This is a genomic window from Vicinamibacteria bacterium (assembly GCA_035570235.1).
Lineage (GTDB): Bacteria > Acidobacteriota > Vicinamibacteria > Fen-336 > Fen-336 > DATMML01.
Window position 1 is genome coordinate 22,020 of the sequence record DATMML010000042.1, and the last position, 22,763, is coordinate 44,782.

At 68.9% G+C, this 22,763-nt stretch carries 17 protein-coding genes; 7 read left to right on the forward strand and 10 right to left on the reverse strand.

Annotated features, from left to right (window positions below):
* The 6 genes from VN461_07315 (at window position 1) to VN461_07340 (ending at window position 10,184) form a co-directional block, all read left to right on the forward strand.
* Complete coding sequence (locus VN461_07315) at window positions 1-1,629, forward strand: transglycosylase SLT domain-containing protein (protein ID HXB54574.1); 1,629 nt, start codon at window positions 1-3, stop codon at window positions 1,627-1,629.
* Window positions 1,630-1,893: 264 nt separating this feature from the next.
* Window positions 1,894-2,790 (forward strand): M23 family metallopeptidase, encoded by an 897-nt coding sequence (locus tag VN461_07320; protein HXB54575.1) that lies wholly within the window; start codon window positions 1,894-1,896, stop codon window positions 2,788-2,790.
* 222 nt (window positions 2,791-3,012) lie between these two features.
* Window positions 3,013-6,192, forward strand: coding sequence for a preprotein translocase subunit SecA (secA, locus tag VN461_07325; protein ID HXB54576.1), 3,180 nt, complete (start codon window positions 3,013-3,015; stop codon window positions 6,190-6,192).
* 5 nt (window positions 6,193-6,197) lie between these two features.
* The gene (gene guaB, locus VN461_07330; GenBank protein HXB54577.1) at window positions 6,198-7,661 is read left to right on the forward strand and encodes an IMP dehydrogenase; all 1,464 of its coding nucleotides are present in this window, start codon (window positions 6,198-6,200) and stop codon (window positions 7,659-7,661) included.
* Entirely contained in the window at window positions 7,573-8,631 is a 1,059-nt protein-coding gene (locus VN461_07335; protein ID HXB54578.1) for a hypothetical protein, read from the forward strand. The genes guaB and VN461_07335 overlap by 89 nt, the downstream gene beginning before the upstream one ends.
* Window positions 8,628-10,184, forward strand: a complete 1,557-nt coding sequence (locus VN461_07340; GenBank protein HXB54579.1) for a radical SAM protein — start codon at window positions 8,628-8,630, stop codon at window positions 10,182-10,184. The genes VN461_07335 and VN461_07340 overlap by 4 nt, the downstream gene beginning before the upstream one ends.
* Before the next feature lie 24 nt (window positions 10,185-10,208).
* Here VN461_07340 and VN461_07345 read toward each other — a convergent pair whose 3' ends face one another.
* The 7 genes from VN461_07345 to VN461_07375 all read right to left on the reverse strand — a co-directional run bounded on the left by VN461_07345 (window position 10,209) and on the right by VN461_07375 (window position 16,970).
* The gene (locus VN461_07345) at window positions 10,209-10,730 is read right to left on the reverse strand and encodes a cupin domain-containing protein (protein HXB54580.1); all 522 of its coding nucleotides are present in this window, start codon (window positions 10,728-10,730) and stop codon (window positions 10,209-10,211) included.
* A gap of 8 nt (window positions 10,731-10,738) precedes the next feature.
* Window positions 10,739-11,575 (reverse strand): 2,3,4,5-tetrahydropyridine-2,6-dicarboxylate N-succinyltransferase, encoded by an 837-nt coding sequence (locus tag VN461_07350; GenBank protein ID HXB54581.1) that lies wholly within the window; start codon window positions 11,573-11,575, stop codon window positions 10,739-10,741.
* A 2-nt stretch (window positions 11,576-11,577) separates the two neighbouring features.
* Window positions 11,578-12,459, reverse strand: a complete 882-nt coding sequence (dapA, locus tag VN461_07355) for a 4-hydroxy-tetrahydrodipicolinate synthase (protein HXB54582.1) — start codon at window positions 12,457-12,459, stop codon at window positions 11,578-11,580.
* A 265-nt stretch (window positions 12,460-12,724) separates the two neighbouring features.
* Window positions 12,725-14,134, reverse strand: a complete 1,410-nt coding sequence (locus VN461_07360) for a sulfatase (protein HXB54583.1) — start codon at window positions 14,132-14,134, stop codon at window positions 12,725-12,727.
* Window positions 14,131-14,637 (reverse strand): tRNA (adenosine(37)-N6)-threonylcarbamoyltransferase complex ATPase subunit type 1 TsaE, encoded by a 507-nt coding sequence (tsaE, locus tag VN461_07365; GenBank protein ID HXB54584.1) that lies wholly within the window; start codon window positions 14,635-14,637, stop codon window positions 14,131-14,133. Before tsaE ends, VN461_07360 begins: the two co-directional genes overlap by 4 nt.
* Entirely contained in the window at window positions 14,541-16,142 is a 1,602-nt protein-coding gene (locus VN461_07370; protein ID HXB54585.1) for an NAD(P)H-hydrate dehydratase, read from the reverse strand. The genes tsaE and VN461_07370 overlap by 97 nt, the downstream gene beginning before the upstream one ends.
* A gap of 9 nt (window positions 16,143-16,151) precedes the next feature.
* Window positions 16,152-16,970, reverse strand: a complete 819-nt coding sequence (locus VN461_07375; protein ID HXB54586.1) for an undecaprenyl-diphosphate phosphatase — start codon at window positions 16,968-16,970, stop codon at window positions 16,152-16,154.
* 87 nt (window positions 16,971-17,057) lie between these two features.
* Here VN461_07375 and VN461_07380 point away from each other — a divergent pair, with 87 nt between their 5' ends.
* Window positions 17,058-17,924, forward strand: coding sequence for an aminotransferase class IV (locus VN461_07380; GenBank protein ID HXB54587.1), 867 nt, complete (start codon window positions 17,058-17,060; stop codon window positions 17,922-17,924).
* Between the two features lie 28 nt (window positions 17,925-17,952).
* Here the strand turns inward: VN461_07380 and VN461_07385 are convergent, their stop codons facing one another.
* Genes VN461_07385 through ppdK form a run of 3 tightly spaced genes read right to left on the reverse strand, consistent with a single transcriptional unit; the run spans window position 17,953 to window position 22,762 of the window.
* Window positions 17,953-18,177: a hypothetical protein gene (locus VN461_07385; protein HXB54588.1), complete on the reverse strand. Its 225-nt coding sequence runs from the start codon at window positions 18,175-18,177 to the stop codon at window positions 17,953-17,955.
* The gene (mutL, locus tag VN461_07390; GenBank protein HXB54589.1) at window positions 18,174-19,928 is read right to left on the reverse strand and encodes a DNA mismatch repair endonuclease MutL; all 1,755 of its coding nucleotides are present in this window, start codon (window positions 19,926-19,928) and stop codon (window positions 18,174-18,176) included. Before mutL ends, VN461_07385 begins: the two co-directional genes overlap by 4 nt.
* A complete protein-coding gene (gene ppdK / locus VN461_07395; protein ID HXB54590.1) occupies window positions 19,925-22,762 on the reverse strand; it encodes a pyruvate, phosphate dikinase in 2,838 nt (945 codons plus the stop codon). The genes mutL and ppdK overlap by 4 nt, the downstream gene beginning before the upstream one ends.
* Window position 22,763: the final 1 nt, after the last annotated feature.

Consider the following 22,763-nt stretch of genomic DNA (forward strand, 5'->3'; position numbering starts at 1 on the left):
GTGCTCGCGGGGGTTATTGCCTCCGGATGCGCTCACGGCGGCTCCGCTCCTCCCACTGCACCCCGGGCCCAAGCCAGCCCCTCTCCGGATCCAGTCGCGTCCCTGATCGCGGACGCGGACGCCCACCTTTCCACCGGTCTCGCCGAGGCCGGCAATGGCCACCTGAACCGCGCCCGCGAGGAATTCGATCGTGCCGTCGACACCTACTTGACGGCTCCCGGCGGTGCTCTGGCCAGCGTCCGGCTCGGCGAGGCCTACCGCCGAACCCTCGAGGTCATCCACCTACGCGAGATGGAAGCCTTTGCGGCCGGAGACGGCTTCACCGAAGCCCGGACCGAGCCCGCCTCCATCGATGACGTGGGCGACCTGCCCGTGGCCGAGCAGCCCGTCTCCGAGGAGTCGCGGGCGCGGGCCGCGGAGGCGGTCCAGGGTGAGGCCTTTGACCTCCCGGTCGAGCTGAACGACAAGGTGCTGTCCTGCGTCGAGCTCTACCAGGGCCGGCTCCGGGACTGGTTCGAGGCGGCCCTGTCCCGTGGCCAGCGCTACCTGCCCCGGATCCGGCAGGTCCTGGCTTCGGAGGGCGTCCCCCAGGACCTGGCCTATGTGGCTATGGTGGAGAGCGCCTTCCGGCCCGCGGCCTACTCCCGGGCCAAGGCCAAGGGAGTGTGGCAGTTCATCGCGGCCACGGGAAAGCGCTACGGCCTGGAGCAGGACTGGTGGGTCGACGAGCGCAGCGATCCCGAGAAGGCCACGCGTGCGGCGGCCGCATACCTGAAGGCGCTGTACGCTATGTTCGGGGACTGGAACCTGGCCCTGGCCGCCTACAACGCAGGCGAGCTGGTGGTGCAGCGAGGGATCGATCGGTACAAGACGAGCGACTTCTGGCAGCTCAGCCGAACCCGCGCACTGCGTCGGGAGACGCGGAACTACGTCCCCCTAATACACGCGGCGATCGTGGTGGCCAAGGCTCCAGAGAAGTACGGCATCGAGATCTCCCCCGAGCCCGTCCCGGCCTACGAGAGCGTCCCCGTGCGGGGAGCGGTGGATCTGCGCGTGATCGCGGAGTGCGTAGAGACGCCCGTGCAGGATCTCCAGATGCTCAACCCCGAGCTCCGGCGCCTGGCGACCCCCGCCAACCGGACCTTCGATCTCAAGGTTCCGGAGGGACGGGGCGCGCCGCTCGGAGCCTGCCTTGAGGCCTTGCCGCCTGAGAAGCGGGTCAAGTTCCGGACGCACGTGGTCGCCCGTGGCCAGACGCTCGCCAGCATCGCACAGGCCAATGCGGTGCGCGCCCGCGACATCGCCGACGCCAATGGCCTGTCGCTCCAGAAACGGCTGGCCGTGGGCACCGAGTTGATCATCCCCATCGATCCCCGCACCAAGGCGCCCCCGGTGCGACAGGCGGCCAAGGTGGCCCCCCCGCCGGTCAAGCCTTCCCCGACGGACCTCGCCGACCGCCGGCCCGCCCGCATCACCTACAAGGTCAAGCCCGGTGACACCCTGACCGCCATCGCCTCCCAGTACGGCACCACGATCCGTGATCTGCAGACCTGGAACGGGCTGCGTGGGACCCGTATCGCCGCGGGAGAGACGCTGACCATCTACACCGCCAGCGGCTCAAAGAACTGAGCCCGCCCCGTTCGCCCGAACGGAGCCGCGGTGGAAATCGCTCGGGGCGGCCCTCCGGACCCTGGGGCGGCACCATCGGGGATGTTGCGCTCCGGATACGGAATCGACCCATCTTCTTCAAGAAGTTGGAGAATTGCCTTGACCGGCCTACTCTCCCGTGCTAGCCTTCGTGGCCTTTCGCTCAAAGCCAGGGACGAAGTGTAAACGTCTGGTGACCTAAGTTTGGGCGGCCCCGCGCAGGGCCCGAGAAAGCTCGGAGCAGAGATGGCGAACGAGTTTTACACCCTCATCGTGGTTCCGCACGCCAAGGCCCGCTTTCGGAAATTCCAGATTTCGGTTCGGCTCACCAAATGGGTACTGGGCGTGGTCGCGGTTCTGGCCCTCGCTCTGGTCGGCATCCTCGCCCATTACACCTGGATAAACGTGGAGGTGGCCGAGCTGCGCCGCCTGCGCGTGGAGAACCTAGCCCTTTCTACCAAGGCACAAGCCTACGAACAGAATACAGGCAAGCTCCAGGCCAAGCTGCTCACCCTCCAGAACATGGTGATGAAGCTGGGGGTCATGGCCGGTCTCGAGCCCAGCCTGCCCGACGCCAAGCTGGGAGGCGTGGGGGGCGTCTCAAGCCTGGAGTCCACCGCGCCGTCCATCGAGCCGTCGCTCTCGATGCAGGCCATGGAGAAGAACGTCGAGGACCTGACGGAGCGGTCCTCGAGGCTTGAAGAGTTCTACCAGGACCAGAAGGTCCTCCTAGCCTCGACCCCGTCCATCTGGCCGGTTCGCGGGTACCTCTCGGCCGCATTCGGCAACCGGCTGGATCCCTTCACCGGGCTCAAGGACTTCCACTCCGGTATCGACATCTCCACGCCTCTGGGCACCAAGGTCCAGGCCCCGGCCGACGGGCTTGTGATTGCGGCGCACCCCAGCGGTGGCTACGGTAACGCGGTCGTAATCGACCACGGCTTCGGCATCGTCACCCGCTACGCCCACCTGGCCGGGTTCAACTCCCGGCCCGGGCAGCGCGTGCGGCGGGGGGACGTTATCGGTTTCGTGGGCAGCACCGGCAAGTCCACGGCTCCTCACCTGCACTACGAGGTCTGGGTCCGTGACCAGGCCCAGAACCCGATCCAGTTCATCCTGGACGAGTATCGGAGCTTTGGTTAGGCGGGGCGCCTCCTTTTAGGAGCCCCAGATCTCCCCTCCCTCCCCTAGCACCCTCCGTTCGCGGCCGGTCGCTCCAGACTCACTATTCCCTTCGCCTGCCGGGGTTTGACCCTGTCGGGGCCGCCCTGTTATTCTGTTGGGCTATAGTGGGGTCGAGGGCGGCTCAGCATCGGCTCCCCCCGCTGGATCCGCCCTCTCTCCGGGGGTGACCGTGGAGGCTCATTGCTGAACGCGATCCTCACCAAGATCATCGGCACCAAGAACGAGCGCGAGCTCAAGAAGATCAGGCCCCTGGTGCAGCGCATCGGGGAACTGGAACCATCCCTCCTCGGCCAGAGCGACGCCGCCCTCGCCGCCCGCACGGCCGAGTTCAGGCACCGCCTGGAGAAGGGCGAGAGCCTGGACGCCCTTCTTCCCGAGGCCTTCGCGGTCGTGCGCGAGGCCGGCCGGCGCGTGCTCAACATGCGCCACTTCGACGTCCAGCTCATAGGCGGCATCGTCCTCCACCGCGGCACCATCGCGGAGATGAAGACGGGCGAGGGCAAGACTCTGGTCGCCACCCTCGCCGCCTATCTGAACGCGCTCGAGGGCAAGGGCGTCCATGTGGTCACCGTCAACGATTACTTGGCCAAGCGCGACAGCGAGTGGATGGGCCGCATCTTCCGGTTCCTGGGTCTCACGGTGGGGGTGATCCAGCACCACCTGAGCGACCAGGAGCGCCAGGTGGCCTACGGGGCCGACATCACTTACGGCACCAACAACGAGTTCGGCTTCGACTACCTGCGCGACAACATGAAGTTCGACCTCGGAAGTTACGTCCAGCGCGGGCATCACTTCGCGATCGTGGACGAGGTGGACTCCATCCTCATCGACGAGGCCCGCACCCCCCTCATCATCAGCGGCCCCGCGGAGGAATCCACCGACAAGTACTACCGCATCAACGGAGTGGTGCCCAAGCTGAAGCCGGGGGCCCGCATCACGGGCGACAAGAAGGCCGAGGAGCGGGCGGAGCTGGAGAAGACCGGGGACTACATCGTCGACGAGAAGGCCAAGACGGTCACCCTCACCGAGCAGGGCATGCTGCACGCGGAGGGCCTGCTGGGGGTCCAGAACCTCTGGGACCCCTCCAACATGGAGGTCCTCCACCACGTCAACCAGGCCCTGCGGGCCCACACCCTTTTCCAGCGCGATGTGGACTACGTGGTCAACGACGGCCAGGTCGTGATCGTGGACGAGTTCACGGGCCGGCTCATGCCCGGTCGTCGCTGGTCGGACGGGCTGCACCAGGCGGTGGAAGCCAAGGAGAAGGTGAAGATCGAGCGGGAGAACCAGACCCTCGCCACCATCACCTTCCAGAACTACTTCCGGATGTACAAGAAGCTGGCGGGCATGACCGGCACCGCGGAGACCGAGGCCCCGGAGTTCGACAAGATCTACAAGCTCGAGGTCCTGGTCATTCCCACTAACCGGCCCCTGATCCGGGTCGAGAACCCGGACGTGGTCTACCGGACGGAGCCGGAAAAGTTCGAGGCCGTGCTGACCGAGATCAAGGAACTGCACGCCTCCGGACGGCCGGTGCTGGTAGGCACGATCTCCATCGAGAAGTCCGAGCATCTCTCGGGCCTGCTGAAGCGGGCGGGGATCAAGCATGTGGTCCTGAACGCCAAGTACCACGAGCGCGAAGCGGAGATCGTGGCCCAGGCCGGTCGCTTCGGGGCGGTGACCATCGCCACCAACATGGCCGGGCGGGGAACCGACATCATCCTGGGAGGAGTGCCCGACCACCGCGTCAAGGCGATCCTCCTCGAGAAGGAGATCGAGCCCGAGAAGGTAACACCCGCGGAGCGACAGGTCGCCACCGACCAGGCCTTGGGGGAAATGGCGGCCGAGTACAAGAAGACGCTGGTCGAGCACAAGCCCTCGGCGGAGGACCGCCAAACGTTGGCCCGGCGCTATCTCGGAATCCTCGCCTCCTTTGCCCCCGACCACCCTTCCGTCCAGGCCCTGCTCACCCTGGCCCCGGAAGCCTCCGGGCTAAGGGCCTACCTGGACACGGTGCGCGGCCTGCCCCGGCCGGCTAAGGAGAAGATCGCCCGCGCCTTCTATCCCCAGATCGAGAAGCCGGTGGACTTCCTCGCCGTTCATCCCCTGAGAGCGACGATCGACGGCATCGCGGCCTCCCGCGAGTTCGCCGCCGTGGACTCCTTTCTGGAAGCCAACGAGCGCGAACGGGTGGTGGCCCTGGGCGGCCTGCACATCCTGGCCACGGAGCGCCACGAGGCCCGCCGCATCGACAACCAGCTCCGGGGCCGGGCCGGCCGCCAAGGGGACCCCGGCTCCTCGCGGTTCTATCTCTCCTTGCAGGACGACCTCATGCGCATCTTCGGCTCCGACCGCATCAGCGGCCTGATGCTGAAGCTGGGCATGGAGGAAGGGGTGCCCATCGAGCATCGGATGGTCACCCGCTCCATCGAGCGGGCCCAGAAGCAGGTGGAGGCTCAGAACTTCGCGGTCCGCAAGCACCTCCTCGAGTACGACGACGTCATGAACAAGCAGCGGACCGCCGTCTACGACATGCGGCGCATGGTCCTGGAGGGGAAGGACACCCGCGCCTATGTGGTTAACCTCGCGCGCGAGGTGCTGGACTGGTACCTGGACAACTACTGCGCGGAGGCGCAGGACCCGGGGGAGTGGAACCTGGAGGGCCTGCGCCTGGCCTTGAAGGAGACCTACGGGATCGAAGTCAGCCTCGCGGAGCTCTCGCAGCTGGGCCGGACGGAGGCGGCAGAGAGCCTGGAGGCCCGGATCAAGGCCAAGTACGAGGAGAAGGAGCGCCAGGTCGGGCCGGAGCTCATGCTCTTCCACCAGCGCATGATCATGCTCCAGATCGTGGACACCCAGTGGAAGGACCACCTCTACTCCCTGGATCACCTCAAGGAGGGCATCGGGCTGCGCGGGTATGGCCAGCGCGACCCCCTGGTGGAGTACAAGAAGGAATCCTTCAACATGTTCCAGGCCCTCATGGACCGGATCGACGAGGAGATCCTGCGCTGGATCTTCCTCTACCAGCCGGTGCCGGTGCCGCCGGAGGACGAGGGGAGCGGCGGCGGTCCGACAACGCCCGCGCGGAGGCCGACCAGAGACCACCGCGGTGCCCCCGTGGACGCACGGATCCGGGAGCCGGAGCTGGCGCTGGCCGGAGCGCGCGCGCTCCCCCGCAACTTGAGCTTCAATGACCCCACCGAATCTCCCTCCGCCTTCGCGCGGGCGGAGCCCCGGGAGGCGCAGGGCGGGGGGGACGAGGTGCAGACCTACCGCCGGGAGGGCAAGAAGGTGGGCCGGAACGATCCCTGCCCCTGCGGGAGCGGCAAGAAATACAAGCGGTGTCACGGGGGGAATTGAAGGAGATGCTCGACGAGCGACTGCCGGAGGCCCTGACTTTCGACGACGTGCTCCTGGTCCCCCAGAAGTCGGAGGTACTGCCCTCCGACGTGGACGTGACCACCCGCCTCACCCGGAATCTCGCCCTCCAGGTCCCCATCATCTCTGCGGCCATGGACACGGTGACGGAGGCGCCCCTGGCCATCGCCATGGCCCAGGAGGGGGGCATCGGCATCATTCACAAGAACATGTCCATCGCCGCCCAGGCCTCGGAAGTGGACAAGGTCAAGAGATCCGAGTCCGGGATGATCGTGGATCCGGTCACCGTGGCCCCCCAGGCCAGGGTGGAGGACGCCCTGGCGGTCATGGCCAAGTACCGCATCAGCGGGGTTCCCGTCACGGTGGGGAGCAAGCTAGTGGGGATCTTGACCAACCGCGACCTTCGCTTCGAGACCCGCACCAGCCTGCCCGTCTCGGAGTTGATGACCAAGGACAACCTTGTCACTGTGCCCGTAGGTACCACCCTGCAGCAGGCCAAAGAGATCCTGCACCGGCACAAGATCGAGAAGCTCCTGGTCGTGGACAAGGACTTCAACCTGAAGGGTCTCATCACGGTCAAGGACATCCAGAAGCAGATCAAGTACCCGCGGGCCTGCAAGGACGCCCTGGGCCGGCTGCGCGTGGGAGCCGCGCTCGGCGTGACCCCCGACGTCCTCGAACGGGCGGCCGCCCTCGCGGAAGCCAAGGCGGACGTGGTGGTGGTGGACACCGCCCACGGCCACACCAAGGGCGTGCGCGAGACGGTGGAGGCGCTCAAGAAGCGCTTCCCCGATCTGGAGCTGATCGCGGGGAACGTAGGCACCCACGACGGGGCAGCCGAGCTGGTGGCGGCAGGAGTGAACGCGGTCAAGGTGGGAATGGGGCCGGGCTCGATCTGCACCACGCGGGTGGTCTCGGGAGCGGGCATGCCCCAGATAACGGCCATCGCCGAGGCGGCGCGGGCCACCGCCAAGGCCGGGGTGCCCATCATCGCCGACGGGGGGGTCAAGTTTTCGGGGGACGTGGTGAAGGCCATTGCCGCCGGGGCTTCCTCGGTGATGATCGGATCGCTCTTCGCGGGCACCGACGAGAGCCCGGGGGAGCTGATTCTCCGCCAAGGCCGCTCCTTCAAGAGCTATCGCGGCATGGGTTCGATCGGAGCCATGAAAGAGGGTTCTCGCGACCGCTACTTTCAGGAGTTCGAAGGCTCCGGGGACAAGCTGGTGCCGGAGGGCATCGAAGGGATGGTCCCCTACAAGGGCCCGCTCTCGGCCATGATCCAGCAGCTGGTGGGGGGCCTGCGGGCGGGCATGGGCTATTGCGGGGCGGCCTCCGTCCGGGACCTCCAGACCCGCTCGCGGTTTGTGCGGATCTCCCCCGCAGGGCTCAAAGAGAGCCACGTCCACGACGTCATCATCACGAAAGAAGCCCCCAATTACCGCCTCGAATAGGAAGGCCGGCAGGCGCTTCCTGCTCGCGGCCGTCCTGGCTTCGGCCTCCTGCGGGGGCGGGCCCCGCGAGCCGCTCCTCACCTACTTCAACGGAGAGTACGGCCTTTCCCTGCGCTATCCCGCGGGCTGGAAGACCGACCAGGCGGAGCAAGACGGGGTCTGGTACCGGTACTTCCTGGGGCCCCCCGCCGGCCCCGGAAAGAAGCCGGCCGTTTCCGTCACCCTGCTCGTGGGGCGCCTGGGCTCCACCCTGGACGACTATGCCCAGACCTATCTGGCCGGCAACACCCTGGCCTCATCCCGTGACGAGGTCCGCGGCGACGCCAAGGGCCGGTCCTATCTTTTCGCGTCGCCGGATGGGTCCACCCGCCACTCCCTCCTGCTTCTCGAGGAGAAGGGCCGGGTGTACGGCCTCTACACCCAGGCCGAGGCCCCCCTCTTCGAGCGCCACTTCCCCATCCTCGAGGAGATGGCGAAGAGCCTGAACCTGGAGCGGCTCGGCGCCTATCCCGAGCAGCCTTATCCGACCTTTTCCTTCTCCGTTCGCGTACCCCCGTCTTGGCGCGAGAGCCGCCACTTCGGGGGCGGGGGCACGCTGCTCCTGCAATACACGAGCCCCGCCCTGGCCGTGGACAAGGACCTTCAGACCGCCCACGCCTCCCTCACCCTGACCGTGGAACCGATACCGGGGGCCGGCACCCTGGACGCCTTCTACGAGGGGACGCGGCAGAAGCTGGGCTCCAACTTCCAAGTCCTCACCCACGAGGCCTGGCGGGGCGGCTACGCGGACGTGATGCGTACGGAGACGCCGATGGCGGTCTCCCGGGTCAAGCGTTTCTACCGTGCGCAGGAGGGTCGGGGTTACTCGCTCACCTTCGAGGCCCGCGAGGACGTCTACCCCCGCGTCTCGCGCTGGTACGATATCATTGCCTCCGGCCTGAAAATCGGGCCAGAAATGCAGAACCCGTGACGACGACCGCGCTCGGCCGCTGGGGCGGCGCCCTGGGACGGATGTGGCGGGGGCCCGAACGCCTGGAGATGGAGGTGGGCCCCGCAGGGCCCCGGGGAGAGCTGGGCGTGCCCTCCGCGGAGGACGGGGTCTGGGAAGTGGTGACCGTCCAGGGCCGGCCGTGCCTGACCCCGAACGAGACCTCCTACTACCTCTACGTAACCCTGCCCCCCCACGTCCTGGCCCGCTCCCCGGAGGCGATCTGGCTCGACGTCGAGTACTTTGGGGAGCGTTACGGTGAATTCCGCGTCCAATACGCCTCCCAGGACCGATCCCTTCCCCAAGACGGGCTCTACAAGCCCGCCGAGCAGCGCTGGACGGGCGACACCGCCGGCCTCCGTCGCTTCCGCCGGGCCCTCTTCTTCCTCCCGGCCTTCGACCCTGGCCGGACCCAGAATCAGGGCGCCTCGCTCCGTCTGGAGTTTCGCCGCGAGCTCCTAGTCTCCCGACTCCGCGCGAGCTTCGAGGAGCCCACCGACGTGGCCGCTTTCCCCGCGCTCGCCCCTCTCCCCGAGCTCAGAAAGATGCCGGGGCGGTTCTATCCCATCAACTACCTGTTCATCGAGATCACCAACGCCTGCAACTTCAAGTGCACCTGGTGCCCCGACGAGATCATGAACCGCCGCCGCGGCTTCATGAAGAAGGACAAGGTTTTCCGCCTCCTGGACCAGATTGCGGAGAAGAAGTCCTGGCTGGGCCCCCTCTACCCAGTGAAGCTCCACCAGATGGGCGAGCCCATGCTGCACCCGGACCTGGTCGAGATCGTGGAGCGGGCGGAGCGCCAGGGGGTGGGCATCGAGCTCAACACCAACTGTGGCCTCATCACGCAGGAGAAAGTGGACGGCCTCTACCGGGCCGGCCTCACCAACCTCATCCTCTCCTACCAGACCCCGGACCCCGACTCCTTCAAGACCCGGAAGGCCCCCCGCCTGGTGTTCGATGAGTACCGGGACAAGGTGCGCCTGGCCGTGGAGCGCAAGGCGGCCTTGCGGGCCCGGACCAACATCGAGATCGACATCATGAACACCAAGCACGTCGATGGCCAGCGGATCGTGAGCGCGGAGGAACAAGCGGTGGCCTTCGTGCAAGACTGGATCGCCTTCGCCCGGTCCCTCGAGAAGAAGTACGGGCTTCCCCCGCGAGACCACAACGACGAGGAGGTTCGCTCCCGCCGCTTCCTCGATCAGGACGAGAACGGCAGCCGCTACACCCTCTTGGACGGCGTCCACCTCATCTGGAAGCGCTACCACACCTGGGGCAACGTGATCGGGGGCCACACCACCGCCGTCGTGCCCGATACCTACTGCCCCGCCCCCTACGACCAGTTCGTGGTCCAGTGGAACGGCGACGTCACCACTTGTTGCACGGACTACGAAGGCCGCACCAAGACCGCCAATGTGTTCGCCACCTCCATCGAGGCCATCTGGAAGGGCGACCGTCTCAAGCAGCGCAAGAAGGACATGCTCGCGGGGCGCCTCTTGGACGTGTGCGCGAAGTGTCAGGGGGTCAAGTAGGCGGCGCGCCGGTCTCGGCGGGGGTCAGGCGGGGTGGGTACGGGTGAGGGCCCGGATGCGCTCGGCCTCCCCCGGGTAGCGCCGGATCAGCGCCTCCCGCTCGCCGCCTTCGTAGTCCAGGACGTCCCAGCCGGGGGCCATGGTCGTGCCCAGGAGGGCAAGGCGTCCTCCGGCCCGCAGCCGCGAACCCTGCCAGGCGCCGCGCGGTACCACCAGCTGCACACTCTGGCCAGCCTCCAGGTCGGGCCCCAGGACCGCGAGCTCGCTCTTTCCGTCGGCGTGGAGCAGGAGGAGCTCCACCGGGTCTCCCAGATAGAAGTGGTAGACCTCCTCGGTGGGGAGGCGGTGGAGGGCGGAGAAGGAGTCGGCTTCGTCGGTGAGAAGGTAGTAAATGGCGGTGGAGAGGGGCTTCGCGCGCCCGTAGCGGGCGGGCAGGGCGGCGGCGGGAAGCATCTCTTCCGACACGTAGGTCTGGCGGAAATGACCCCCTTCCACAGGCAGGGGGTCGAGGCGAAGCCGGGCGATCAATTCCTGGGCCGTGATCATGGCGCGCCTCAGCGCAGCGCCTCCTCGAGGGCGGCCGCGGCCTCCGTTTTCTCGTCGCGGTATTTGACGATCACGGGGGTGGCGAGGGCGAGGCCGTGCCGCTCCGCGAACGGCTCCGCCAGCCGGCGGGAGCCCGGTACCACCACCGCTCCCTCGGGGATCCGCAGGGGCGTGTCCGGAGTCCGCCGATAGGTCGTCTTCCGGGGGATGTCGTAGACGGTCACGGAGCCGGTCAGGACCACCCCCGAGCCCAGCACCGCCCTCCGGCCTACGATCGCCCCCTCGTAGACACCGCAGTTGCCCCCCACCAGCACCTCGTCCTCCACGATCACGGGCAACGCCCCCACCGGCTCCAGCACCCCCCCTAGCATGGCCCCGGCCGAGAGATGAACGCGCCGCCCCACCTGCGCGCAGGAGCCCACGAGGGCGTGGGAGTCGATCATCGTTCCCTCTCCCACGTGGGCTCCCACGTTCACATAGGCGGGGGGCATGATCACCACCCCCGGCCCGAGATGGGCGCCGGACCGCACGGCGGAGCCGCCGGGTACGATTCGGACACCGTCCTTCAAGCCCAGCCGACGGGGCGGAAGAGTGTCCTTGTCCACGAAGTGGAGGGGCCCCGCGGGCGGGAACTCGAGGAGGCGGCCGAGCCGGAATCCGAGCAGGATTCCCTTCTTCACCCAGGCGTTCACCCGCCAACCGTCACCGCCCGGCTCGGCGGCGCGGATAAGGCCCAGTTCCAGACCCTCCCGGAAGGCGTCGAAGACGGCGCGGGCCTCGTCGCCCAGGGCCTCCGCGGGCAAGGAGTAATACGCCTCGATCTGCTCGGGAAGCGCCTTTGGCACGCTCAGAGCAGCTCCAGCTCCTCTAAGGCGGAGCGGAGGGCCTCCCGGGTGGAGTCGGCAGGCGGGCAGAGGGGCAAGCGGAAGCTCTCCTCACAGAGGCCCAAGAGGGCGAGCGAGGCCTTTACGGGGATGGGGTTGGATTCGAGGAAATTCAGGTTCATGAGGCGCAGGAGCCGGTTGTGGAGCCGCCGGGCCTCCGCGAAGTCCCCGCGCGCGCAGGCTGCCACCAGGTCGTGCATGGGACGGGGAACCTGGTTAGCGGCCACGGAGATGACCCCTTCGGCTCCCAGCGCCATCAGGGCCAAGGTGAAGGCGTCGTCTCCGGAGAGTACCTCGAAGCCTGGTGGCCGGTCGCGGAGGATGTCCATGATCTGGCCCAGGTTGCCGGAGGCCTCTTTCACCGCGGCCACGTTCCCGTGCTGGGCCAGGCGCAGGAGGGCCTTGGCGTCGATGTTGCTTCCCGTCCGGCCGGGAACGTTGTAGACCACCACCGGCACCGAGCTCGCGTCGGCAATGGCCGCAAAGTGGCGGTAGTAGCCCTCGGAGGTGGGCTTGTTGTAGTAGGGACCCACCGAGAGCACGCCGTGTGCGCCCTGGGCCGCCGCGGCCCGCGCTTTCTCGATGGCGACCCGCGTGTCGTTGCTGCCCGCCCCGGCCAGGACCGGGGTCCTCCCCGCCTCCGCGAGCGTGATCTCGATGACCCGCCGCTGCTCCTCCCCGCTGAGGGTCGCGCTCTCCCCCGTCGTCCCGCAGGGCACCAGGACGTCGATCCCTCCTTCAACCTGGCGACGCACCAGCCGGCGGAGCGCGCCCTCGTCCAGGCTCCCGTCCTTCGTGAAAGGGGTGACCAGGGCCACCCCCGCACCCGCGAACGATCGTGCCATCCCTAACCTCTCTCGGATCGATACTCTCACGTCGGAGTCAGCGTCCTCGACGTGCCGTTCACGCTTCCCGCGGCGTCCGCCTAACGTCGGCGGGGGTCTGGACGCTCCACGTGCTTAACCTTCGGCCTCCTGGCCGTAGCGCCCGTCATGTGGGCGAGTCAGGATGCCACGCTACCACGAACCGACGCCGAGTCAGGTCCCATAGCCTTGTCCAGCCTCGGTTAGATCACAACCCGCTGGCGGGGATCGCGTTCGACTAGGTGCTTCAAGGGCAACCCTCCGGGACGTAGCCGATCGCCCGCAGCTTCTCGCAAGTCTCAGGGCTCAGGGGGGGCGGCCCCGGCTTCCCCTCCAGGAGCCCCCGCGTCCGCACCCACTCCCGGTCCGAGCGCTCCTGTAGCAGCTCCAGCTCGCGCCGCTGCACCCTGAGCTCGTCGGGCCGGGAGCGCGCGAGGTCGTGGGTCTCGCCGGGATCCGCCCGGCGGTCGAAGAGCGCGTAGCGGTTGCCGTCACCCACCGGAGTGGCTACGACCTTGAGCCGCCGATCCCAGGTTCCGCTCAGGTTCCGGTCGTTCTGCGCGTAGAGGCGCGGCCGGGCGGGGCCGGCCCCTCCGCGGATCACGGGCAGGAGGCTCTCCCCCGCCAGGTCGGGCGGGTAGGAGACCTTAACCGCATCGAGAATGGTGGGGACGATGTCCAGGGTGGAGGCCAGCACGTCGCTGCGCTGCCCAGGGGGGCCGCCGGGGAGGATCGCGATGAGGGGGATGCGCAGGGAGGGGTCGAAGAGGTCTTCGCCGTGATCGAAGAAGTAGTCGTGCTCCCCCAGGCTCTCCCCGTGGTCCGAGGTCAGCACGAGAATCGTGTTGTCGCGGACGGCGGAGGCCTTGAGCGCATCCACGACCTTCCCCACCTCCTGGTCCACGGTGGCGATCTCGCCGTCGTATTGGGCGACGTAGTAGCCCAGTCGGTCATGGCCCGGCACCGCCCATTGGTAGGGAATCCCCCCGTGGTAGTCCCTCACCACCTTGAGGTGCGGGCCCGCGGCGGCGGAGGGGTCCAGGAAGGCGGTGTCAAAAGGCGGGGGCGGGGTGTAGGGGGCGTGGGGGTTGACGTAGTGGAGCCAGAGCAGGAAGGGCCGGTCGGGGCGCGCCTCCCCCAGAAACTTGACCCCCGCCTCCGTGATGGCCCGCGTGCGGTCCATCTCCGAGGGGAGGGCCGCCTCCTCCCAGGTCTCCCGGTAGGCTTGGAAGCCCTTGGCGTAGCCGAGCGAGGCCGCGAGGTTCGGGTTGTCCACGACCGCGGTGGTGGCGTAGCCCGCGGCCTTGAGCACGCTTGCCAGGGTGGGGTTCATCTCCACGAGGATGGGGTGGGTCTTGCTGTAGCCGGTCTGGGAGGCCCGCCGTCCGGTCAAGAGGGCCACGAAACTCCCCCGCGTCTTCGGCCAATACGTATAGGCCTCCTCGAACACTGTCCCTTCCCGCCCCAGGGCATCGAGGCGGGGGCTGGTCTTCCGGGGGTAGCCGTAGGTCCCCAAGTGATCGGCCCGGAGGGTATCGATCGTGAGCAGGAGGACGCTGAGGCGCGTGCCCCCCGCGGAGGGCTTCGTCGAGACCTCTTTCCCGGGCCCGGGACAGGCGATGAAGGCCAGGGCCAGCAGGGCGGGAACACGCCTCACGCGGCGTCCTCCTCGATGCGCACGCGCCGCCGATCATCCCCCGCGTGCTCGAGGGTAACCCGGACGGGATGCGACCAGGGTACGCGCGAGAGGCGCTCCGCCCACTCCACGGCCAGGATGCCCTGGGGACCGGGCAGCTCCTCCAGCCCCAGCTCCCGCTCGTCCCCGTCGCCGTGCAGCCGGTAGAGGTCGGCATGGTGAAGGGTCAGCCGACCGGGGTAGGAGGTGAGGAGGACGAAGGTGGGGCTCGCCACCTCCTCGGGGTTCGCCCCCAGGCCCCGGGCCAGGCCCCGCACGAAGGCCGTCTTACCCGTCCCCAGCTCCCCGCTGAGAAGCACCACCTCGCCCCCGCGGAATCGTGCGGCCAGGGCGGCGGCCAGGTCGCCGGTCTCCGACTCGGCGTGGCTTAGGTGGTCGCGGATGAGGGGTCTCCGGGGCCAGGAGCCAGCAGGGACTGCAGGGCTTCGGGAATGGCGTCGAGCACGTCCCCGGCGAGGAGCGATTCCCGACCCCGTCGGGCGGCCGCCCGGTCCCCGGCGAGCCCGTGCAGATAGACGCCCGCCGCCCCCGCCACCCACGCCGGATGGCGGGCCAGGAGGGCCCCGATCATCCCCGCCAGCACGTCGCCCGTTCCGCCGCTGGCGAGGCCGGGATTACCGGTCGGGTTCACCGCAGCGCGGCCATCGGCCTCGACCACGAGCGTCCGATGACCCTTCAGAACCACGAGCGCCCCCGTCTCCTGGGCCAAGGCCCGGGCCGTCTCCAGGCGACGCTTCTGGACTTCGTCGCTCTTCAGGCCCGCCAGCCGCGCCATCTCGCCCGGGTGGGGCGTCACCACGGTGGGGTTGTCGCGCCGGAGGGCCTCCAACGAGCCCGCCGCTCGCGAAGAGGGAGAGGGGGCAAGAGCGTTTAGGCCGTCCGCGTCCACCAGGAGGGGGACCGGGCAGCGCCGAACGAACTCGCGGACGAAGTCGCGGGTACCCGGGTCCTGGCCCAGACCCGGCCCGAGCACGACCGCGTCCCTCTTTTTCGCCAGCGATACCGCCCGCTCCACCGCCTCGCGGGAGATGCCGCCGGACGCGGTCGCGGCCAAGGGCTCGGTCATGATCTCGGGTCGGGCTGCCGCCACCATGGGGAGGGCGGGGACGGCGGTGGCCACCGTCACCAGACCGACCCCGGTGAGGAGGGCCCCTCTCGCGGCCAGCACGGCCGCCCCCGTCTTGCCCAGCGACCCCGCCACCACCAGCACATGTCCGTAGGTGCCCTTGTGGGAGTCGGGGGCCCGTGCCGGGAAGGCCCGAGCGGCATCCGCTGCCTCCAGGAGGAAGAGCCGGGGCCCGGTCTGGTCGATCACTTCCTGGGTAATGCCGATGTCGGCCACCACCAGCTCGCCGATGTGGTCGCAGGCGGGAGGGAGCACGTGGCCGTACTTGGGCGCGCCGAATGTCACCGTCACCGAGGCGGTCACCGCCAGTCCGGGAAACTCCCCCTGGTCGGAGGAGATCCCGGAGGGGATATCCACCGCCACCACCGGCGTGCCCGCCTCCCCCCGGCGTGCGATCTCCGCCACCGCCAGCCCCACCACGCCCCCGGGCTCCTTGCGCAAGCCGGTACCGAGGAGCGCGTCCACCAGGAGATCCGCCCCCCGCAGGCGCTCGCGTGCGCCCTGCCAGGCGGCCTCGTCCGGCACTTCCGTGAGCGTGCCCCCGGAGCGCTCGTAGGCCCCCATGTGCAAGCGGGCGTCCCCGGTCACGTCGGCGCGGGCGCCCAGGAGAACGACTTGGGGGCGGAGACGGAGAAGGCGCCGCGCGGCTCCGAAACCGTCTCCTCCGTTGCTCCCTTTGCCACAGAGCACGGCGGGATGGCGGGCCCCGGGGTAACGCTCAAGGATCACGCGAGCCACCGCCGCCCCCGCGTTCTCCATGAGGAGGGCGCCGGGCAGGCCGATCTCCTCGATGGTTCGGCGGTCGGCCTGCCGCATTTCCGCGGCGGTGAGGACAGCCCGCACCCCTCGACTCTACAGCAGGTGCCCTCCCCGCACCAAGAGTAGCGCTCCCACGAGGGCGGCGAGGGCGAAGCGGTAGTACACAAAGGGCAAGTAGTTGCGCGTACGCACGTAGGCGAGGAGAACGCGGATGGCGAGGAAGCCGGAGAGGGCGGCGGCGACCATTCCCAGGAGAAGGGGTCCGTGCCCGCCCCCCGCGCGGATGAGGTGCGGCACCTTCAGGACGGCGGCCCCGAAGGTGATGGGGGTGGCGAGGAGGAAGCTGAAGCGTGCCGCCTCCTCGCGGCGGTAGCCGAGGAAGAGCCCCATGCTGATGGTGGCCCCTGACCGCGACACGCCGGGGACGATGGCTAGGGCTTGGGCGAGGCCGACAAGGAGGGCGTCGCGGGTGGTCACGCCCAGGGCCTCGCCCTGGCCGGTGGCCCGGCGGTCCGCGGCCAGCAGCACCCCTCCCATCGCGGCCAGGGTCAGGGCCACGAGACCGGGGGCGCGGAAGACGGTCTCCGCCCACTTGTCGAGGAGGACCCCCGCCACCGCACCCGGCACGGAGGCGGCGGCCAGCAGCCAGAGCAGACGGCTCTCCGCCTCCGCAAAGGGCGCGCCCCGGACGAGCCCGCGCAGCCCGGCCGTGATGAGCCGCCACCAGTCTCCGGCGAAGGCAGCGACCACCGCCCCCAGGGTACCCAGATGGAGGGCCACGTCAATGGCCAGGCCATGCTCCTCCCAACCGAGGATCCAGGGGACAAGGATAAGGTGGCCGGAGCTGCTGATGGGCAGGAACTCGCCGAGCCCTTGCACGAGACCGAGGACCAGCGCCTGAAGATACGTCATCGCGCGACCGGGGCGCGTTGACATCTCCGCGGAGCGTCTGTTAGCCTGCAATTCCTTGCGCGGTCCGCGCGATTCCAGGTGTCAGGCATGGGTTTTTTCGCCTCCGTGAACGGGAACGTGGTGCCGATCGAGGAGGCCCGGGTCTCCGTCCTCGACAACGGGTTCACGTTCGGGGACAGTGTCTACGAGACGCTCCGCACCTACCGCGGGCGGCCCTTCGCGCTCGGCCGGCACCTGACCCGCCTGCGGGCTTCCGCCGACCGCCTGGGCTTCGAAATTCCCTTCGCGGACGCAGTCTTGGCCGCCCGTCTCGACGCCCTCCTGGCCCGGGCCGAGAACCCAGAATCCTACATCCGCCTGATCGTGACCCGGGGGGTGGGTGACATCTCCTACCGATTCGAGCGGGTGAAGGGGCCCACGGTGGTGATGGTGGTGAAACCCTACGATCCCTACCCCGAGGGCCACTACCGGGAGGGCATTTCGGTGGTGGTGGTTTCCATCCGCCGCAACCACCCCCGCGCCCTCGATCCTGCCATCAAGTCCAGCAACCTCCTGAACAACATCCTGGCCGTGCGCGAGGCCCAAGCCCGGGGCGCTGAGGAGCCCGTGCTCCTGAACGAAAAGGACGAGATCACGGAAGGAGCGAGCACGAACCTCTTCATCGTGAAAGGAGGAACCGTACTCACGCCCCCCCTCGCGGCGGGGATCCTGGCCGGAGTCACCCGCGCCGTTCTCTTCGACCTGCTCCCCGACATCGGTCTCCCGGTGCGAGAGCAGACCGTGCGCGTCCACGACCTGAAGGCCGCGGACGAGGCCTTCGTGACCAGCACGACCCGGGAGACGATGCCGATCCGGGCCGTGGACGGGACCCCGATCGGAGAGGGCCGCCCCGGCCCCCTCACCCGGCGCATCCTCGAGGCCTTCCGAGCCTACGCCCCCCTCCATTCCCATTGACCTCCCTCCCCCCGTAAGGGACCCCCCCTCACTCTCCACGGGGGTCCCGGCGGGCCAGGAGCCAGCCGGGAATGAAGATCGCCACCCCCACCAGCATCATGCGCAGCATGGCAATCGTGCTCGGGGTTCCGAAGAAGGCCGTCGCCGACACCAGGGTCACCATGAGACCCGTGACCTGGAGGAAGCGGCCGAGAAAGTAGCGCCGCCAGACCCCCGCGTTCTCACCCCTCTTGGGCGACAAGCGGGCTCTCACTGGCGCCTCCAGCCCGTGCGCCCAAACCAGCGGCTCACGTCCTCGCGCGGGATGCGAACGCTGGTCGGGCGGCCATGGGGGCAGAGGGTGGGATGGGCAGTCGCCCCCAGATCGCGAACGATGGCGGCCATGCTCGCGGCGGACAGGGCCTGCCCCGCCCGCACGGCGGAGTGGCAGGCGAGGGTGGCGGCCGAGCGTTCCTGGGCGCCCGAAACGATCCATTCCCCCTCCTCGCGCTCCCGGAGATCCCGCAGGAAGCGCTCCAGGGCAGACGCCGCATCGCGTCCGCCGAGGAGGGCGGGCACGGCCCGGACGCGGGTGGAACCACCCCCGAACTCCTCCACGTCCCAGCCGAAGGCGGCCAGCGACTCTTGCCCCGCCTCCAGCAGAGGCCGCAGCTCGGGGGGGAGCGTGACCACCTGGGGCGCGAGGAGCATCTGCGATTCCACCGCGCCCCGCCCGAGCTCCTCGAGCAGGCGCTCGAAGCGCACCCGTTCATGGGCGGTGTGCTGGTCGACCAGGATCAGGTCCTCGCCGTCCGTGACCACGATGTAGGTGTCCCGGTGCTGGCCCAGCACGGCGGGGGGGCCTCCCACCGCGGAGGGTCCGCCTTCGGCCACGAGCCCGGAGAGCGCCCCGAAATGACTCCCTCTGGCCGCGCCCTCTCCACCCCCCGTGGCCAAAAAGGCCTGGACCGCCTCCTCCACCCTCGCCGTGTCCGCACGCGGTGCCTGTCGCACGCCCCCGGAAAGGGCTGTCCGGACCGCGCGCTCCACGGCCGTGAATACCGTGCGGGTATCCGCGAAGCGCACCTCCGTCTTGGCGGGATGGACGTTCACGTCCACCAGGTGAGGGGGCACCTCCACGAAGAGGACGGCCTCCGCCCCCCGGTCCCCCGCCCCCGCCGCCCGGTACGCTTCGCTCACCGCCTTGGCAAGGGCCCGGTCGCGCACGGGCCGGCGGTTCACGAAGAGGCGGAGGCTCGCCCGCGGGGGGCGGGGGCGATCGGGCCGCGACACCAAGCCTTCGACCTTGACCCATTCCTCCCCGCCGTCGACGGCCAGGAGATCCTCCAGGAAGCCCTTCCCGAAGACCTGGTAGACCCGCGACGGCAGGCTCTCGGCCGCCGGCGCCTCCAGGACTGTCCGGCCTCCCGACTTCAGGACGAAGCCGATCTCCGGTCGGGCCAGGGCCAGGAGCGTGACCGCTTCCGCCACGTGGGTGGCCTCCGTCGACTCCGCGCGCAGGAACTTGCGCCGCGCGGGCACGCCCCCGAAGAGGTCGCGCGCCTCCACCGTCGTTCCCCGCGGGTGCCCGGCGTCCCGCACGTGGATCTTCCGCCCGTCCCGAAACTCCACCTCCGTGCCCGCGGAGCTGCCCTCATCGCGGGTCCACAGCACGAGATGGGAGACGCTGGCGATGGAGGGGAGGGCCTCGCCCCGGAAGCCGTGGGTGGCGACGGCCTGCAGGTCGACGAGCGCCCTCAGCTTGGAGGTGGCGTGGCGCTCCAGGGCCAGCTCGGCATCTTCCCGGCTCATGCCCAGGCCGTCGTCGCGCACCCGGATCAGCGCCTTGCCCCCCGCCTCGATCTCCACCTGCACGGTCCGGGCCCCGGCGTCGATCGCGTTCTCGACCAGCTCCTTCACCACCGAGGCCGGTCGCTCCACCACCTCTCCGGCCGCGATCTTGTTGACGAGGTCCTCCGGGAGGCGCTCGATGCGACGCCCTCCTCCCACGCCGCGACCGTTCAATCCCCGACCGGCTTCTCGAGCTGGGCCTGGGCCGCGGCCAGGCGGGCAATGGGGACCCGGTAGGGTGAGCAGGAAACGTAGTCGAGCCCCACCCGGTGGAAGAAGTGGATGGAGGCGGGATCGCCCCCGTGCTCCCCGCACACCCCGATCTTCAGGTCCCGCTTGACCTGCCGCCCCTTGCGGACGCTGATCTCCACCAACTGCCCCACCCCCCCTTCGTCGAGCGACACGAAGGGGTCCTTGTCGAGCACGCCGTGCTCCTGGTAGTAGAGCAGGAACTTGCCCGCGTCGTCGCGGGAGAGCCCGAAGCCCATCTGGGTGAGGTCGTTGGTCCCCAGGGAGAAGAAATCGGCCTCGCGCGCGATCTCGTCCGCGGTGAGGGCCCCCCGCGGCACCTCGATCATGGTACCCACGAGGTACTCGACGCCCGAGCCGTCCTTGCCCAGGACCTTCTCCGCTTCCTCGAGGACAATCTTCTTCTGCCGCCTCAGCTCCTCCACATGGCCCACGAGGGGGATCATGACCTCGGTCTTGACGGGGGTACCCTTCTTCGCCACCTGGAGCGCGGCCTCGAAGATGGCCCGGGCCTGCATGCGGGTCATCTCCGGATAGGTGATGCCCAGGCGGCAGCCGCGGTGGCCGAGCATGGGGTTGAACTCGTGGAGCTCCTCCACCGCCCGCAGCAGCTTCTCCCCTTCCGCGATGGCCCTCTTGTTCTTGGCTTCCCCCTTGGCCCTGAGGACGGCGACCTTGACCATGAGCTCCTCCCGCTTGGGCAGGAACTCGTGGAGCGGCGGGTCCAGGGTCCGGATGGTCACGGGGGTGCCGCGCATCTCGCGGAAGAGCCCCGCGAAGTCCGCCCGCTGCATGGGGAGGAGCTTCTTCAAGGCTCCCGTGTAGTCGGCCATGGCCTTGCCGTACTCCTTCTCCACCTTGGCCAGCTCCTTGCGGATCTCCGCCGCCTGGCCTCCCTTGGCCTCGCGCAGGCGCTCCTTGAGGCGCGACGCGAGATCCAGGCCGCGCTGGCCGCGCGCCGCAGAGAGGATCATCTTCACCACGTGGGGCAGGCGCTCCTCGGCGAAGAACATGTGCTCCGTCCGGCAGAGGCCGATGCCGCCCGCGCCGAAGGCGAAGGCCATCTTCGCGTCGGGAGGGATGTCGGCATTGGCGCGGATGCCCAGGCGCCGGATCTGGTCCGCCCAGGAGAGCAGCTTCTCGAACTTCTGGTAGAGGGGGGAGGACTCCGGCTTGCGCTTCCCCATCACCACCTGGAGCACTTCCGAGGGGCTGGTGGGGAGCTCCTTGAGGATAACCTCACCCGTGGAGCCGTCGATGGAGATGCTCTCTCCCTCCCGGACCACCCGGCCCCCTACCTTGAAATGCCGGGCCCGAGCGTCGATATCGAGCGCCCCGCAGCCCACCACCGAGGGCTTGCCCATCTGTCGGCCCACGACCGCGGCGTGGGAGGTGGTCCCGCCGGTCGCGGTCAGGATGCCCTGGGCCACGCTCATGCCGTGGATATCGTCGGGCACCGTCTCCATGCGGACGAGCAGGACGCGCTTGCCCTTGTGGCTCCAGGCCACGGCGTCGTCGGCGGTGAACACCACCGCCCCCGTGGCCGCCCCCGGCGACGCGGCCAGCCCCCGGGCCGCCACCTCTGCCTTCTTCCGCTCCTTGGGGTCGAAGATCGGGTGCAGGAGTTGGTCGAGGGCCTGCGGCTCCACCTTCATCACCGCCTCGCGGGAGGTGAGGATCCCCTCCTCCACCATATCCACGGCGATGTGGACGGCGGCCAGACCCGTCCGCTTGCCGTTGCGGGTCTGGAGCATGTAGAGCTTGTTCTCCTGGATCGTGAACTCGAAGTCCTGGACGTCCTTGTAGTGCCGCTCCAAACGGGTCGTGATCTCCCGAAGCTGACGGTAGGCTTCGGGCATCACCTTCTCGAGCTCGGCAATGGGGTGCGGAGTGCGGATGCCCGCCACCACGTCCTCTCCCTGCGCGTTCTGGAGGAACTCCCCGTAGAACTCCTTGGCCCCGGTGGAGGGGTTGCGGGTGAAGCCGACCCCGGTGGCGGAGGTGTCGCCCATGTTCCCGAAGACCATGGTCTGCACGTTGACGGCGGTGCCGAGGTCGTGGGGGATGTCGTTCAGCTTGCGGTAGGTGACGGCGCGCGGGTTCATCCAGGACTTGAAGACGGCGTCGCGCGCCCCCTTGAGCTGCTCCCGGGGGTCTTGGGGGAAGGGGCGGTGGGTCTCCCTGTCCACCACCGCCTTGAAGCGGGCGATCACGTCATCGAACGCGGCCTCCCCGAGGTCCACGTCGGCGGTTACTCTGTGCTTCTTCTTCACCGCAGAGAGCTCGTGCTCGAAGCGGTCCTTGTCGATCCCCAGCACGACGTTGCCGTACATCTGGATGAAGCGCCGGTAGGAGTCCTTGGCGAAACGCCCGTTCCGGGTCTTGGCCTTCAGCCCCAGCACGGACTGGTCGTTCAGGCCCAGGTTCAGGATGGTGTCCATCATCCCCGGCATCGAGAACTTGGCCCCACTCCGCACGGACACGAGCAGGGGGTCGGCGGGGGCCCCCAGCTTCTTGCCCACGAGGCCCTCCAGGCGGGCGAGGGCTTTGGCGACCTCCTCCTCGATCTCGGGGGGCAGGGAGCCCCCCCGCTCCACGAAAAGATTGCAGGCGGCGGTGGACATCGTGAAGCCAGGGGGAACGGGTAGGCTGGCGTTGGTCATCTCGGCTAGGCCGGCACCCTTGCCCCCGAGCAGGTCCTTCATGTCCTTGTTGCCGTCCGCCTTGCCGCCACCGAAGAAGAAAACGTATTGGTTCACG

Coding starts and splice junctions, on each gene's coding strand:
- VN461_07320 (HXB54575.1), top strand. CDS start 1,894: ATGGCGAACGAGTTTTACACCCTCATCGTGGTTCCGCACGCCAAGGCC.
- guaB (HXB54577.1), top strand. CDS start 6,198: ATGCTCGACGAGCGACTGCCGGAGGCCCTGACTTTCGACGACGTGCTC.
- VN461_07345 (HXB54580.1), bottom strand. CDS start 10,730: ATGATCACGGCCCAGGAATTGATCGCCCGGCTTCGCCTCGACCCCCTG.
- dapA (HXB54582.1), bottom strand. CDS start 12,459: ATGGCACGATCGTTCGCGGGTGCGGGGGTGGCCCTGGTCACCCCTTTC.
- VN461_07375 (HXB54586.1), bottom strand. CDS start 16,970: ATGACGTATCTTCAGGCGCTGGTCCTCGGTCTCGTGCAAGGGCTCGGC.
- VN461_07380 (HXB54587.1), top strand. CDS start 17,058: ATGGGTTTTTTCGCCTCCGTGAACGGGAACGTGGTGCCGATCGAGGAG.